General features: G+C 63.8%; 12 protein-coding genes and 3 pseudogenes. 6 read left to right on the forward strand and 9 right to left on the reverse strand.

The window, feature by feature from the left end:
* The first annotated feature begins 2 nt into the window (after positions 1 to 2).
* From V5F59_RS02765 to V5F59_RS02775, 3 genes and pseudogenes are all read left to right on the forward strand, one after another.
* Positions 3 to 1106, forward strand: coding sequence for a putative urea ABC transporter substrate-binding protein (locus V5F59_RS02765; protein ID WP_393982397.1), 1104 nt, complete (start codon positions 3 to 5; stop codon positions 1104 to 1106).
* A gap of 219 nt (positions 1107 to 1325) precedes the next feature.
* A complete protein-coding gene (locus V5F59_RS02770) occupies positions 1326 to 2138 on the forward strand; it encodes an ABC transporter permease (RefSeq protein ID WP_393982396.1) in 813 nt (270 codons plus the stop codon).
* Positions 2135 to 2866: pseudogene (locus V5F59_RS02775) on the forward strand (ABC transporter ATP-binding protein); the annotation flags it as partial. The gene V5F59_RS02770 and the pseudogene V5F59_RS02775, both read left to right, overlap by 4 nt.
* 294 nt (positions 2867 to 3160) lie before the next feature.
* Here V5F59_RS02775 and V5F59_RS02780 read toward each other — a convergent pair.
* Together V5F59_RS02780 and V5F59_RS02785 are read right to left on the reverse strand one after the other, a co-directional pair.
* Positions 3161 to 4042 carry a GyrI-like domain-containing protein gene (locus V5F59_RS02780; RefSeq protein WP_509211174.1) on the reverse strand — a complete coding sequence of 294 codons (882 nt, stop codon included), beginning with the start codon at positions 4040 to 4042 and terminating at the stop codon, positions 3161 to 3163.
* A 44-nt stretch (positions 4043 to 4086) separates the two neighbouring features.
* The gene (locus tag V5F59_RS02785) at positions 4087 to 4875 is read right to left on the reverse strand and encodes an alpha/beta fold hydrolase (RefSeq protein WP_509211175.1); all 789 of its coding nucleotides are present in this window, start codon (positions 4873 to 4875) and stop codon (positions 4087 to 4089) included.
* 531 nt (positions 4876 to 5406) lie between these two features.
* Here V5F59_RS02785 and V5F59_RS02790 point away from each other — a divergent pair.
* The 3 genes and pseudogenes from V5F59_RS02790 to V5F59_RS02800 all read left to right on the forward strand — a co-directional run bounded on the left by V5F59_RS02790 (position 5407) and on the right by V5F59_RS02800 (position 6398).
* Positions 5407 to 5538 carry a hypothetical protein gene (locus tag V5F59_RS02790; protein ID WP_509211176.1) on the forward strand — a complete coding sequence of 44 codons (132 nt, stop codon included), beginning with the start codon at positions 5407 to 5409 and terminating at the stop codon, positions 5536 to 5538.
* Between the two features lie 45 nt (positions 5539 to 5583).
* Positions 5584 to 5724: pseudogene (locus V5F59_RS02795) on the forward strand (transposase); the annotation flags it as partial.
* A gap of 215 nt (positions 5725 to 5939) precedes the next feature.
* Complete coding sequence (locus V5F59_RS02800; RefSeq protein WP_509211177.1) at positions 5940 to 6398, forward strand: winged helix-turn-helix transcriptional regulator; 459 nt, start codon at positions 5940 to 5942, stop codon at positions 6396 to 6398.
* A 333-nt stretch (positions 6399 to 6731) separates the two neighbouring features.
* Here V5F59_RS02800 and panB read toward each other — a convergent pair.
* The 7 genes and pseudogenes from panB to paaH form a co-directional block, all read right to left on the reverse strand.
* Positions 6732 to 7553: pseudogene (gene panB, locus V5F59_RS02805) on the reverse strand (3-methyl-2-oxobutanoate hydroxymethyltransferase).
* Between the two features lie 168 nt (positions 7554 to 7721).
* A complete protein-coding gene (locus V5F59_RS02810; RefSeq protein ID WP_509211178.1) occupies positions 7722 to 8714 on the reverse strand; it encodes an ABC transporter permease subunit in 993 nt (330 codons plus the stop codon).
* Positions 8715 to 8735: 21 nt separating this feature from the next.
* A complete protein-coding gene (locus tag V5F59_RS02815) occupies positions 8736 to 9617 on the reverse strand; it encodes an ABC transporter permease subunit (protein WP_509211179.1) in 882 nt (293 codons plus the stop codon).
* Positions 9618 to 9626: 9 nt separating this feature from the next.
* A complete protein-coding gene (locus V5F59_RS02820; RefSeq protein ID WP_393981769.1) occupies positions 9627 to 10340 on the reverse strand; it encodes an ABC transporter ATP-binding protein in 714 nt (237 codons plus the stop codon).
* A gap of 2 nt (positions 10341 to 10342) precedes the next feature.
* Positions 10343 to 11125 (reverse strand): ABC transporter ATP-binding protein, encoded by a 783-nt coding sequence (locus V5F59_RS02825; protein ID WP_393981767.1) that lies wholly within the window; start codon positions 11123 to 11125, stop codon positions 10343 to 10345.
* A gap of 27 nt (positions 11126 to 11152) precedes the next feature.
* Entirely contained in the window at positions 11153 to 12358 is a 1206-nt protein-coding gene (pcaF, locus tag V5F59_RS02830; protein ID WP_393981765.1) for a 3-oxoadipyl-CoA thiolase, read from the reverse strand.
* Between the two features lie 72 nt (positions 12359 to 12430).
* A complete protein-coding gene (gene paaH / locus V5F59_RS02835; RefSeq protein WP_509211180.1) occupies positions 12431 to 13897 on the reverse strand; it encodes a 3-hydroxyacyl-CoA dehydrogenase PaaH in 1467 nt (488 codons plus the stop codon).
* Between the last annotated feature and the right edge of the window lie 43 nt (positions 13898 to 13940).

Consider the following 13940-nt stretch of genomic DNA (forward strand, 5'->3'; position numbering starts at 1 on the left):
ACATGCGCACTCTGTTCTCGTTCAAAGCCCAGCGCCTCAAGTCGTTCTTTGCCCACACGCTCGGCGCTGCCGCCGTGGCGGGGCTTGCGCTTGCGGCGCAGCCGGCGCTGGCCGCTCCGAAGAAGGAATTCAAGGTGGCGTGGTCCATCTATGTGGGCTGGATGCCCTGGGGCTACGCCGCGGACACCGGCATCGTGAAGAAGTGGGCCGACAAGTACGGCATCAAGATCGATGTGGTGCAGTTCAACGACTATGTGGAGAGCATCAACCAGTACACGGCCGGCGCCTTCGACGCGCTGACCGTCACCAACATGGATGCCCTCTCCGTGCCCGCCGCCGGCGGCGTGGACACCACCGCCGTCATCGTCGGCGACTTCTCCAACGGCAACGACGCCGTGATCCTGAAGGGCAAGAAGGAGCTCTCGGCCATCAAGGGCCAGAAGGTGAACCTGGTCGAGTTCTCCGTCTCCCACTATTTGCTGGCCCGCGCGCTTGAGAGCATCAAGCTGAAGGAGCGCGACGTGAAGGTGGTGAACACCTCCGACGCCGACATGGTCGCCGCCTACAAGACCAAGGACGTGACCTCCGTCGTCACCTGGAACCCGCTGGTCTCCGAGATCCTTACCGACAAGACCGCGCACAGCGTGTTCGACTCGTCCAAGATCCCCGGCGAGATCATGGACCTGATGGTGGCCAACACCGACACCCTCAAGGACAATCCGGACTTCGCCAAGGCGCTGGTGGGCATCTGGTACGAGACGACCGCGCTCTTCACCGCCGACACGGACGCCGGCAAGGCCGCCCGCGCCGCCATGGGCAAGGCCTCGGGCACCGATCTCGCCGGGTTCGACAGCCAGCTCGCCGCCACCAGGCTGTTCGCCAAGGCCCCCGACGCGGTGGCCTTCGTGCGCTCGCCGGACGTGGGCACCACCATGGACCGGGTGCGCACCTTCCTGTTCGAGAAGAACCTCCTCGGCTCCAACGCCAAGTCGGCGGACGCGGTGGGCATCGAGCTGCCGGGCGGCAAGGTTCTGGGCGACGCCAAGAACGTGAAGCTGCGCTTCACCGACACCTGGATGGCCATGGTCGCCGACGGGAAGCTCTGAGCGGCTAGCGCCTCCCTCGCGTCCCGGACAGGCCTGAGCGCTGATCCGGGACGCGAGGGGAAAGCCCTGCGGAGCAGGCCCTGTCCCGCCGGCGCTGCTGGCAGGAGCCGCCTTCGGCGAGCTCTCGCACCGGGCTCCGGACTGACCGGAGGGCCCATTCCAGGGCCGGGCGGCCGGATCGGGTCCGCCCCGCCTTCATCATCTTCGGGAGCAGCGCGGATGCGCCTCATCAATGTCAGGCCGGATCGGGGAACGGCGCTGTTCCTCGCCATCCTGCCGTTTGCCCTGGTCGTCCTCGCCTATCTCCTCGGATCCGCCGAGCGCCTCGCCGCGAACCCCGACGACAAGCTCCTGCCGAGCCTCTCCAGCCTCGGCGCCGCCATCGTGAAGATGGCCTTCACCGCCGACCCGCGCACCGGCGATTATTTGTTGTGGTCGGACACGCTGGCCAGCCTGGAGCGGCTCCTCGCCGCCCTCGGCCTGTCCACCGCCATCGCCCTGACGGTGGGCGTGCTCATCGGCATGCTGCCCCTCGTGCGGGCCCTGCTCGCGCCGTTCGTCGCCATGGTCTCCATGGTGCCGCCGCTGGCGCTCCTGCCCATCCTCTTCATCGTCATGGGGCTGGGGGAGGAATCCAAGATCGCCCTCATCACCATCGGCATCACGCCCTATCTCGTCCGCGACCTCGCCATGCGGGTGGAGGAGCTGCCGCGCGAGCAGATGATCAAGGCGCAGACGCTCGGCGCCTCCACCTGGCAGATGATGCTGCGCGTGGTGCTGCCGCAGATCCTGCCGCGCCTCATGGACGCCCTGCGCCTGTCCCTCGGCCCGGCCTTCCTGTTCCTCATCGCGGCGGAGGCGATCGCCTCCGACAGTGGCCTCGGCTACCGCATCTTCCTGGTGCGGCGCTATCTGGCCATGGACGTGATCCTGCCCTACGTGGCCTGGATCACGCTGATCGCCGTGGCCATGGACCTCGCGCTGGCGCATGCGCGCCGCGTCCTCTTCCCCTGGTTCGGAGGCGCGAAATGACCGCCATCGCCGTCACCCACCTCTGGAAGGAATATGGCGACCAGATCGTGCTGGAGGACATCTCCCTCTCGTTCGCGCCACGCTCCTTCGTCGCCCTCGTCGGCCCCTCCGGCTGCGGCAAGACCACCTTCCTGCGCATCCTCCTCTCCGAGGAAACGGCAACACGCGGCGAGGTGCTGATCGACGGCAGGCCCATCGCCCGTGAGCCGGGGGCGGACCGGGGCGTGGTCTTCCAGCGCTATTCCGTCTTCCCCCACCTCACCGTGCTCGGCAACGTGCTGCTCGCCGCCGAGATGGCGGAGGCCCCGCTCACCGGCCGCCTGTTCGGCGCCCGTCGCCGCGCGGCGCAGGAGGAGGCCCGCGCCCTCGTCGAGGAAGTCGGCCTGAAGGGCGCCGAGGACAAATATCCGGCGGCGCTGTCCGGCGGCATGCAGCAGCGCCTCGCGCTGGCGCAGGCGATCATGCGCAAGCCGAAGATCCTGCTGCTGGACGAGCCCTTCGGCGCGCTCGATCCCGGCATCCGCGCCGACATCCACCAGCTCATGCTGAAGCTGTGGAACACCTGCGAGATGAGCGTGGTGATGGTGACCCACGACCTGAAGGAGGCGTTCACCCTCGCCACCCGCATCATCGCCTTCGAGCGCCGCCGCAACCGCCCGGAAGAAAAAGCCCGCTACGGCGCAACCGTCGCAAAAGACATCGAGGTCTGGCCAAAGAAAATCGCCGGACAGGGAAAGGAGGCGGCGAACGCAGTGGCTTCGTTGTGGTCGACATACGCGGGCGAACTCCGCACTCGAACCTCCGGCCCCACTCTTGAAATCCGTCGAAAGCCGGGAGTTGCGCACCCTGCTGACGAGCCCCGAATTCCCAGTCAACAAGGTGATGGGCCATGAGAATGAGATCCGCTGCACGCTGCGCGCGCATGGGCTCAAAGTGGGGTGGGCCAGGAGCAGCGGCTTTGCCTCAAGAATCCGCGAGCTGGTTTCTTGCGATCAGAAGAAATAGATCACCGTGGGAACGCGCTATTTCAGCGGCAAAAACAGTTCCGCCACTGCCTCACGCTCCGGTACTTCGGCGAAGAATCCCAAGCGCTGGCAATAGAGAGGGAAATCGCGCGTCTCCTCGCCGCTGGCCGGAAGCCAGTCGCGATAAAGGTAGAGTGCGGCGGGCTCCAGATTGTCGGTGTTGCCGATGACGCGCAGTACCGCGCAGCGTCCACCTGGAATCTCTCCGGCTTTGATCTCCTCACCGTTCGCGTTAATCGCTCGGCCGGTCCCGACACAAAGATCCACACTATAATCGGCACGCGACGTAGGACGCCGCTCCGAACGCCAGATATTGAAGGTCGGATTTGTATCGAGGTGCAGGCCAGCGGCCGTGCGCCATGCGATGAACCGCTGGATGGTAGCGCCGAGCGTCACCGGGTCCCCCCGATGCTCCATGATCGCCACCGGCGTGCAGGGTACATCGCAAATTGTCACGTCATCTGCACTAAAAATCTTCTGCGTGAACCTGCTTCTGGCATTGTCGAGAGGTCCGAAAGCTGCAAGCCACGGCTCCCATTCGGGAGACTTCCGGAACGATGAAGGCGATTGCCCGAACCGTTGCCGAAAGGCGCGGGCGAAAGCGTCCGGCGCGTCGTAGCCGGCATCCAGCGCAATGTCCGTGACACTTTGGGCATCCCCGTAGGCCAGCCAGTGCGAAGCGTTTTTCAAACGGGCAAGCTGGACATAGCGATGCAGCGACAAGCCGAAGGTCGCCTTAAACTGTCGGTGGAAATGAAATTTTGAGAAAGCCGCAATGCCGCTCAACGTTTTTAAGCCCAGATCACTGTCAAGGTGGTGATCGATATAGTCCAGAACTCGCTGCATTCGGACATGGTAGTTTCGAAGCGCTGCCTTCATCGCTCCTCCTCTGTGGCGGCTCCAGCCTGTTGTTCGGCCGCTGATTACAACCCAGCGCCCGACCCATCAAGGAATCTCATGGCCGTTGAACTGAATGGAACGTTGGAATCATATATCGGAGCGTGCTCGCCGCCAGGAATAATCCATAACGCCGCATTCGGAATAGAGCGGTACATGTTTACAGCAATTTCAACGGGAAAGAACCTGTCGCGATCAGCATGCACAACAAGCGTGCGAGCTGTAATGATTGACATGTCTTTCTCAGTGAAAATCATATCATCGTTGTTTGCACCCAACGCGTTGAACTGCGCGATAAGTTGATTGACCTGCTCGTCGCCGCGCTTTGCGCACTCCCGATACATTTCTCGAACCGGTTCCGGCATGGTGTCAAGCGAAGCTCTGCGCATGATAACCCTTGCTTGATCGGGGAAATGGGTCGTTGCACTGATTAACACCATCGCATCCAGGCGCTTGGGCTGACGCGTTGCCATGTGTAGTAGCGTCATGCCGCCAGAACTAATCCCCATCGCCGAGAACTGATCAACTCCCAGCTTATCAAGTAAGAAAAACACGTCTCTGGCCGCTTCCCGATGTGTGAACTTGTTCTCGGGATTGGTGGAGCGACCATGGCCACGCAAATCTACGACAATCAATCGATAGTGCTCTGCGAGTTCGGAGGTGAATGGATGCCAGTTCTGCACGCAGCCGCCAAACCCGTGCAAGAGGACCAGAGGCTTTCCGCATCCATACTCCTCACAGTACATCTCAATATTGTTAATAGTATATGTATTGCCGCATGTTGCTCTTTTCTGGGGGGCGTATTTTGTGGTCATGTATTTATCTCAAGTTGGCGTCACGCTGCAGCTCGGACTAAAGGCCCATGGAAATGAACCCAGGATAAGACCGCGGCAGCGCTTGCCCTTTCCTGATCTAGATCAGCGTCAAGGCCTCGACCCAATAGTGTGGCACCCCACTGCATCCAGGCTTGATAGTTTTGAAGCGCCGCCCTCATCGTCCTTCATCGGTGGTGGCTCCATTAGTCGCTAATGGCCACAATGGGCTCGACCGATCTTGCGATTTTGTCGGAAGTCGCAGAACCCTGCAATGTCAATCGATATGGTGGTTCATTTAAAATCGATACACGTCTGCTGACCATTCGGACGTAAGAATGGCTGCCGCGTGGCTGTCGCGGAAGTCCTTATCAACAGGCTGGTTTAGCTATTGCGAGGCGTAATCTAGGCCCTACTCGAGGTTGCCCTGATGGTGGCGGAGGTCCTAGCCCCGTCCTTCATTCTCGGTAACTGTGGGAGCATCCCTTTCGCCCTCGGTCCCTCCTGCTGTTCGACCAGACACCGGGCTTCGCCTTGTCCCTGCCCGTGGTGGTGACCACCACCGCGATGCGCGCAGCCCTGTTCCTGGTGATCCCGGCGGCCGTGGCCCGGGCCCATCGGTGCCTGATCGTGCCCGGCGTGGCAGCCATTGACGTGCTCCCCTGAATTCCTGTCACGGATCGGTTGGGTCCTTCGATCAGGAAAAGGACCATGCGGCGCAGCCGTTTCAGCGAGGAGCGGATCATATTGGCGCTGAAGAAGCTCGAGGTGGGGATGAAGGCCGCCAACATGTGCCGCAAGCACGCCATCTCGGACGCCACCCTCTACAAGTGGAAGGCGAAGTACGGGGGGCATGACGGCCTCCGAGGCGGCCCTCACAGGGCCCGCTGGCGCGCCCCCGCTGAGCTGCTTTCCGCTAAACTCCCTCCTTACGGCAGGGGAGGCGTCGTGAGCGATCTCCTGGAAGTTGCCTAGATATGCCTTATTCGGGGTGATTATTGGTATATCGTTCCACCCTAGCGCACCATCTTGGCATTCTACCCTGCGTCATCGAAGGCGGGCCACCCATGCTCAAACTGGACGAAATCGACCGCCGGATTCTTAGAACTCTCCAGAAAAAGGGCCGAATGCTCAATACTGGCCTCGCCGCGGAGGTTGGCCTCTCACCCTCTCCATGCCTTCGTCGGGTGAAGCTGCTCGAAGAAGCAGATGTCATTCAACGGTGTGTTGCACTACTCCACCCGTCCAAGGCCGGCATGGGAATGACCATTTTCGCACGGATATGGCTGGTCTCCCAGGACTCGAAAACCACGGATCACTTCATTGAGGAAGTGCAGCGCTTGCCGCAAGTCGTTGAATGCCATCTAATGACTGAGGATTGCGATTTTCTGCTGCGTGTCGTGGCGGCCAGCCTTGAGGGCTATCGTCAGTTTCAAATAAAGCACCTGACTCGGAGAACGGGGGCAGAGTGTCAAGAAATAATTACAGATAAATGGAGTAAAATTTACATCAAAATTGCAGTTTAAATTATAAAAAAGTATTGATAGTTATAAAAATTCAAAATATATTATATTATTTATGTATTATTAAATAATTTTTGTAATTTACCATATTTATATATCGCAGATTGCATATGATGCAAATTAATAGATCCGAAAATACTAAGGGCGGACAACAGAAAATAAACAAAACACCTATATCATCAGGGAGAAATTGACATGTTGACAGCGCGTATAGCCGGCCTGAGTTGGTCTCAAGCAGTCTGTCCGTGGCAGACCTCACAATGCTGAGGCTTGCCGGAACCGGCGCAGTACCAAATGAGGAAATAAGCCTATGCGCGTGTGGGCGCGCCAGATGTTTCAGCCGCGGCGCACAGCGTAGGTATGAGCTGTATCCGGAAAGGCCCGCGTCCTCACCTCCACCGCGTAGGTCTCGACTGCCTTTTCAATCTCTGCAGCGAGGTTCGCTTACTTTTTCACAAACTTAGGGGCGCGGTCGTGGAACCACAGCATATCCTGGAGTACCAAAACCTGACCGTCGCAGGCAGAAGAACCTCCGATGCCGATGGTCGGAATGTTTATCTTTTCGGTGATCTCGCGTGCGAGCGGCTCGACAACGGCTTCGAGGACGATCGCAAATGCTCCGGCCTCCGCGACCGCGGATGCGTCAGCTAGGATCCGGCTGGCCTCAGCTTCACTTCGTCCACGTGCTGAGAAGGAGCCTAGGCCATTGATGGCTTGCGGTGTGAGACCGACGTGTCCCATGACCGGAATGCCTCGGTCCACCAGGAACCGAACGGTCTCCGCCATATGTGTGCCGCCCTCGAGCTTCACGGCGCCAGCCCCGGTTTCCTTGAGAATGTGTGCTGCCGTATCGAAGGCATCAGCTGGGCTCTTCTCGTAGCTGCCAAAAGGCAGATCTACGACCACGAGCGCTCGACTGGTGCTCCCAACAACCGCGCGCGCATGTGCGATCATTAAATCAACGGACACCGGCAGCGTCGTTCCAAAGCCATGGATCACCATGCCGAGGCTGTCCCCGACCAGGATAAAATCCACGTGCCGGTCGACAAGCAAAGCTGTGCATGCGTCATATGCGGTGAGCGAGACGATGGGCTCGCTGCCCTTGCGGGCCCGAATGTGTGCAGTCGTGACCCTGGCTTCTTGTTTCTGCGCGGACATAGTGCCTCTCAGGCTGACGATTTAGGGTGTATTCGCCGGTGGCATTGGGCACTCACACCGCAAACGGATAGAAAAATGCGAGCGCTAAACGCTCGCATAGGCTCTGGAGATCATTCGCCTATCGCCTGCCGCGCGCTCATGAGATTTGCCCAGGCGACCGGCATAGGATCACCGGTTTATTTTTCTTGAGTTGTAGTGTTTTGCGACGGCGATGACCTCTCCGACGAAGCCGCGGCGGAACAGGGAGACGGCCAGGACGAAGATGACGCCCTGGATCACCAGCACCCACTCGCCGAGGCCGGCGAGATAGTTCTGCATGGTCACGATCACCGCCGCGCCCACCACCGGGCCGAGGATGGTGCCCATGCCGCCCACCAGGGTCATCAGCACCACCTCGCCGGACATCTGCCAGGCGACGTCGGTGAGGGAGGCGAGCTGGAACACCAGCACCTTGGTGGAGCCGGCCAGCCCTGCCAGCGCCGCCGAGAGCACGAAGGCCAGCAGCTTGTACTGGTTGGCCCGGTAGCCCAGCGAGATGGCGCGGGGCTCGTTCTCGCGGATCGCCTTCAGCACCTGGCCGAAGGGCGAGTGCACCGCCCGGTAGATCACCAGGAAGCCGAACAGGAAGATGGCCAGCACCAGGTAATACAGGTTGATGTCCTTGGAGATGTCGATGAGCCCGAACAGCGGGCGTCGCGGCACCGCCTGCAGGCCGTCCTCGCCGCCGGTGAACTTGGCCTGGAGGCAGAAGAAGAAGAACATCTGCGCCAGCGCCAGCGTCACCATGGCGAAGTAGATGCCCTGGCGGCGGATGGCGAGGAGGCCGGCGAGGAAGCCGAGCACCACCGAGAAGGCGACGCCGGCCAGCAGCCCGACCTCGGGCGTGAAGCCCATCACCTTGATGGTGTGGGCGCACACATAGGCCGACCCGCCGAAGAACATGGCGTGGCCGAACGAGAGCAGGCCGGTGTAGCCGAGCAGCAGGTTGAAGGCGCACGCGAACAGCGCGAAGCACATCACCTTCATCAGGAACACGGGATAGACGCCGAACGGCGCCACCAGCAACGCGGCGACGGCGATGACGCCGAAGACGATGCCGAAGCTGGAGGAGGTCGCGGCCGGCGCCGGGGCGGCGGCGGTGGGGGTGGAGGTGGAGCTCATCTCAGCGCCTCGCTTCTCGGCTCACTTGGCCGTGCCGAACAGGCCGGCGGGCTTCACCATGAGCACGATGGCCATGATGACGAAGATGACGGTGGAGGAGGCCTCCGGGTAGAACACCTTGGTGAGGCCCTCCACCACGCCGAGGCCGAAGCCGGTGACGATGGCGCCCATGATGGAGCCCATGCCGCCGATCACCACCACCGCGAACACCACGATGATGAGGTTGGAGCCCATGGTGGGGCTCACCTGGTAGGCGGGCGCCGCAAGCACGCCGGCCAGCGCGGCGAGGCCGACGCCGAAGCCGTAGGTGAGCGTGATCATGCGCGGCACGTCGATGCCGAACGCCTGCACCAGGTCCGGCCGCTCGGTGGCGGCGCGCAGGTAGGAGCCGAGCTTGGTGCGCTCGATCACGTACCAGGTGGCGATGCAGACCACGAGGGAGGCCACCACCACGAAGGCGCGGTAGTTGGGCAGGAACATGAAGCCGAGGTTGGTGCCGCCCGGCAGGGGATTGTTGTAGGGCAGGCCCGACGAGCCGTACTGCCGCCGGAACAGGCCCTCGATGATGAGGGCGAGGCCGAAGGTCAGCAGCAGGCCGTAGAGATGATCGAGATGGTAGAGCCGTTTGAGCAGCGTCCGCTCGATCACCATGCCGACGATCGCCACAACGATGGGCGAGAGCACGAGCGCCCCCCAGAAGGGGATGCCGGCATAGTTCAGCAGCATCCACGCCCCGAACGCGCCCATCATGTATTGCGCGCCGTGCGTGAAGTTGATCACGTTCAACAGGCCGAAGATCACCGCGAGCCCGAGGCTCAGCATGGCGTAGAAGGCGCCGTTGATCAGGCCCAGAAGCAATTGCCCGAACAGGGCCTGGGGAGGGATTCCAAGAAGTTCGATCATGACAGACCCTCAGACGCCGAGGAACGCTTCGAGACGCGCCGCGTTTTCCGCGATCTTGTCATTTTCCACCATGTCCACCACCCGGCCGTGCTCCACCACGTAGTGGCGATCGGCGATGGTGGAGGCGAAGTGGAAATTCTGTTCCACGAGAAGGACGGTGAAGCCGCGCTGCTTCAGCGTCTTGATGATCTCGCCGATGTGCTGGACGATCACCGGGGCGAGGCCCTCGGACGGCTCGTCGAGCAGCAGCAGCTTGGCGCCGGTGCGCAGGATGCGGGCGATGGCCAGCATCTGCTGCTCGCCGCCCGACAGCTTGGTGCCCTGGCTGTTGCGGCGCTCTTCCAGCCGCGGGAACAGCTCGTGCACCTCGTCCACCGTCAGGCCGCCGGGCAGCACCACGGGGGGCAGCAGCAGGTTCTCGCGCACCGAGAGGGAGGCGAAGATGCCGCGCTCCTCGGGGCAGATGGCGATGCCGAGGCGGGCGATCTTGTTGGGCGCGAGGCCCACCGTCTCGGTGCCCTGGTAGCGGATGGAGCCGGCGCGCTTGCGCAACAGCCCCATGATGGCCCGCATGGTGGTGGTCTTGCCCGCGCCGTTGCGGCCGAGCAGCGTCACCACCTCGCCGGGGTGGACGTCGAAGGTCATGCCGTGCAGCACATGGCTTTCGCCATAGTGGCCGTGCAGGTCCTTCACCTGGAGCAGGGGCGTTCCGTTCGCGGCCATCTTCAGTGCGCTCCGTGCCCGGTGCCCATGTAGGCCTCGATGACCTGCGGGTTCTTCGACACTTCCGAATAGGGCCCCTCGGTGAGGATCTCGCCGCGCGCCAGCACGGTGATGCGGTCCGAGAGGTTGGCCACCACGGAGAGGTTGTGCTCCACCATCAGGATGGTGCGGTTGTCCGACACGCGCTTGATGAGGTCCGCCGTGCGGGCGATGTCCTCGCGGCCCATGCCGGAGGTGGGCTCGTCGAGCAGCAGCATCTCCGGCTCGAGCGCCAGGGTGGTGGCGATCTCCAGCGCGCGCTTGCGGCCGTAGGGCAGCTCCACCGCCAGGTGCCGGGCGTACTGGGTCAGGTCCACGTCGGCGATCAGCTGCATGGCCCGGTCGTTGAGCGCATCCAGGCTCTTTTCCGACTGCCAGAAGTGGAAGGAATTGCCGATGGGGCGCTGCAGCGCGATGCGCACGTTCTCCAGCACCGAGAGGTGCCCGAACGTGGCGGAGATCTGGAACGAGCGCACCATGCCAAGCCGGGCCACGTCCGCCGGCGGCGTGCGCGTGATGTCCCGGCCGTTCAGGCGGATGGTCCCGCGCGTCGGCTCCAGAAACTTGGTGATGAGATTGAAGCAGGTGGTCTTGCCCGCGCCATTCGGCCCGATCAGGGCGTGAATGGTGTGCCGCCGGATCCTGAGGTCAACGTTCTTGACCGCAGCAAATCCTTTGAATTCCTTCGTAAGACCACGGGCGTCGACGATGTCGTCGCCTTTGGTGCGACTTGGTGGAACGTTCATCACTGCCTTCCTGGATCTCTTTTTGCTTCACACGCGTTGGATGATTGTGGCGATGCCCTGTCCGACACCGATGCACATGGTGGCGAGGGCGTAACGGCCGCCGGTCTGTTCGAGCTGATGGAGCGCGGTGGTGACGAGGCGGGCGCCGGACATGCCGAGCGGATGGCCGAGCGCGATCGCTCCGCCGTTGGGGTTCACGTGGTCGGCATCATCAGGCAGGCCGAGCTCGCGCAGCACGGCGACCCCCTGCGAGGCGAATGCCTCGTTGAGCTCGATCACGTCCATGTTGGCGAGGGTGAGGCCGGCGAGGGCCAGCACCTTGCGGGTGGCGGGCGCCGGGCCCATGCCCATGATGCGCGGCGGCACGCCGGCCGTGGCCATGGCGACGATCCGGGCCCGTGGCGTGAGACCATGAGAGCGGGCGGCGGCCTCGGAGGCGAGGATGAGGGCACAGGCGCCGTCGTTGACGCCCGAGGCGTTGCCTGCGGTCACCGAGCCGTCCGGCCGCACCACGCCCTTCAGCTTGGCGAGCTGCTCCAGGGTGGTGTCGGGACGGGGGTGCTCGTCCGCATCGACGATCTTCGGATCGCCCTTCTTCTGCGGGATCGACACCGGCACGATCTCGCGGGCGAAGCGACCGGCGGCCTGGGCCCGGCCGGCGCGTTGCTGGCTGCGCAGGGCGAAGGCGTCCTGGTCGGCACGCGAGACCTGGAAGTCGTCAGCCACGTTCTCCGCCGTCTCCGGCATGGAATCGACGCCGTGCATCGCCTTCATGACGGCGTTCACGAACCGCCAGCCGATGGTGGTGTCCTCGATCTTCGCGGCGCGGGAGAAGGGGCTGTCGGCCTTGCCCATGACGAAGGGCGCGCGGCTCATGCTTTCCACCCCGCCGGCGATCATCAGCGCGGTCTCGCCCGCCTTGATGGCGCGGGCGGCGGTGCCGATGGCATCCATGCCCGAGCCGCACAGCCGGTTGACGGTGGAGCCCGGCACCTCCACCGGCAGCCTGGCGAGCAGCGCCGCCATGCGGGCGACGTTGCGATTGTCCTCGCCGGCCTGGTTGGCACAGCCGAGGATCACGTCGTCGATGGCGCCCCAGTCCACCGAGGGGTTGCGCGCCATCAGGGCCGTGATTGGCACGGCGGCGAGGTCGTCCGCTCGGACAGAGGACAAGGCGCCGCCATAGCGCCCGACGGGCGTGCGGACGGCGGCGCAGATGAAGGCTTCGGTCATGGCATCAGGCCGCGCGCGGCCCCTCCTCGACGGCCTTGCGGGCCGATGGTGGCATGGTCTCAAGCTTCAGCCTCAGCCGGCGAGCGGCCTTCTTGAGGCGACGCGGCGGCGCAGGAACTGGGAGGGCCGGTAGCGATCATCGCCATAGGCCGCCTGCACCGCCTCCAGCACGGCGAGGATGCGCTCCGGCCCCACCGCGTCGGCCCAGGCGAGGGGACCGCGGGGATAGTTCACGCCGAAGGTCATGGCCCGGTCGATGTCGGCGGGGGACGCCACGCCAACCAGCGCCGCTTCCGCAGCCTCGTTGGCCAGCATCGCCACGGTGCGCATCACCACGAGGCCGGGCACGTCGTCGACCGCAGACACCGTCTTGCCAAGGGCCTGGAACAGCCCGGCAGCGGCTTCCGCCGCTCCGGCCGGCGCCTGGTCGGCTTTTGCGATGGCGATGCGACGTGCGCTCGCGTAGTCGAGCGCGAGGTCGAACAGCACGAGATCTGCCGGCGCGCCGGCGGCGACGCGCCCGGTCGCCATGCTCCCGTCGGTCAGGGCAAGGCTCGCACCGTCGATCCGGACAAGGCCCGGACCGTCGGTGCGGGTGACGGCGATGCCGGCCTCGGCGAAGAGGTCGGCAAGAGGCTCTGCGGGTCCAAGATCCCCCTCGATGGTCACCACACCGGGCGCCGGCTGGGGAGCCACCGTGGCGGGCTCGGAAAGCGCGGCCCCTGTCGTGTAGTCGTAGAAGCCGCGCCCGGACTTGCGCCCCAGCCAGCCGGCCGCCACCAGTTCCTGCTGGGTCAGGGACGGCCGGTAGCGCGGATCGCAGAAATAGGACTGGAACACCGAGCTCGTCACGGCGAAGTTCACGTCGTGGCCGATGAGGTCCATGAGCTCGAACGGCCCCATGCGGAAGCCGCCGGCCTCGCGCATCACGGCATCGAGGGTGGCGACGTCCGCCGCGCTCTCTTCCAGGAGGCGCAGGCCCTCGGCATAGAACGGCCGCGCCACGCGGTTGACGATGAAGCCGGGAGTCGAGGTGGCGTGCACCGGCACCTTGCCCCAGGCTTCGGCGGTCGCGAACAGGGTGTCGAGCACGGCGCGATCCGAGGCGAGGCCGGCGACGATCTCCACCAGCTTCATGACCGGCGCCGGATTGAAGAAATGCAGCCCGGCGACCCGCTCCGGATGCTTCAGCCCCGCGGCGATGGCGGTGATGGAGAGCGAGGAGGTGTTGGAGGCCAGGATCGAGTCGGGCGTCACGATCTGCTCCAGCGCCGCGAACACCTGCCGCTTCACCTCCAGCCGCTCGACGATGGCCTCCACCACCAGCCCCGCGCCCGCGAGGGCGTCGAGGGACGGAGCGACCGTGATCCGCGCCGCCAGGGCGTCGCGCTCCTGCGCCGGCAGCTTGCCCTTCGCGACCAGCTTGTCGAGGCCGGCGAGGATGCCGGACCGCCCCTTCTCCGCCGCCCCCTCCATCGCGTCGTAGAGCAGCACCCCATGCCCCGCCTGCGCCGCCACCTGCGCAATCCCAGAACCCATCGCACCTGCGCCAATCACGGCAACCAATTGCGTGGTCGCAAGC

The sequence above is a fragment of the Xanthobacter nonsaccharivorans genome (assembly GCF_043194755.2).
GTDB classification, from domain to species: domain Bacteria; phylum Pseudomonadota; class Alphaproteobacteria; order Rhizobiales; family Xanthobacteraceae; genus Xanthobacter; species Xanthobacter autotrophicus_G.

What these genes read in the sequence shown, in the direction of transcription:
- V5F59_RS02810 (WP_509211178.1), bottom strand. Translation starts at nt 8,714, where the DNA reads ATGAGCTCCACCTCCACCCCCACCGCCGCCGCCCCGGCGCCGGCCGCG.
- pcaF (WP_393981765.1), bottom strand. Translation starts at nt 12,358, where the DNA reads ATGACCGAAGCCTTCATCTGCGCCGCCGTCCGCACGCCCGTCGGGCGC.
- V5F59_RS02785 (WP_509211175.1), bottom strand. Translation starts at nt 4,875, where the DNA reads ATGACCACAAAATACGCCCCCCAGAAAAGAGCAACATGCGGCAATACA.
- V5F59_RS02780 (WP_509211174.1), bottom strand. Translation starts at nt 4,042, where the DNA reads ATGAAGGCAGCGCTTCGAAACTACCATGTCCGAATGCAGCGAGTTCTG.
- V5F59_RS02820 (WP_393981769.1), bottom strand. Translation starts at nt 10,340, where the DNA reads ATGGCCGCGAACGGAACGCCCCTGCTCCAGGTGAAGGACCTGCACGGC.
- V5F59_RS02770 (WP_393982396.1), top strand. Translation starts at nt 1,326, where the DNA reads ATGCGCCTCATCAATGTCAGGCCGGATCGGGGAACGGCGCTGTTCCTC.
- V5F59_RS02800 (WP_509211177.1), top strand. Translation starts at nt 5,940, where the DNA reads ATGCTCAAACTGGACGAAATCGACCGCCGGATTCTTAGAACTCTCCAG.
- paaH (WP_509211180.1), bottom strand. Translation starts at nt 13,897, where the DNA reads ATGGGTTCTGGGATTGCGCAGGTGGCGGCGCAGGCGGGGCATGGGGTG.
- V5F59_RS02815 (WP_509211179.1), bottom strand. Translation starts at nt 9,617, where the DNA reads ATGATCGAACTTCTTGGAATCCCTCCCCAGGCCCTGTTCGGGCAATTG.
- V5F59_RS02825 (WP_393981767.1), bottom strand. Translation starts at nt 11,125, where the DNA reads ATGAACGTTCCACCAAGTCGCACCAAAGGCGACGACATCGTCGACGCC.
- V5F59_RS02765 (WP_393982397.1), top strand. Translation starts at nt 3, where the DNA reads ATGCGCACTCTGTTCTCGTTCAAAGCCCAGCGCCTCAAGTCGTTCTTT.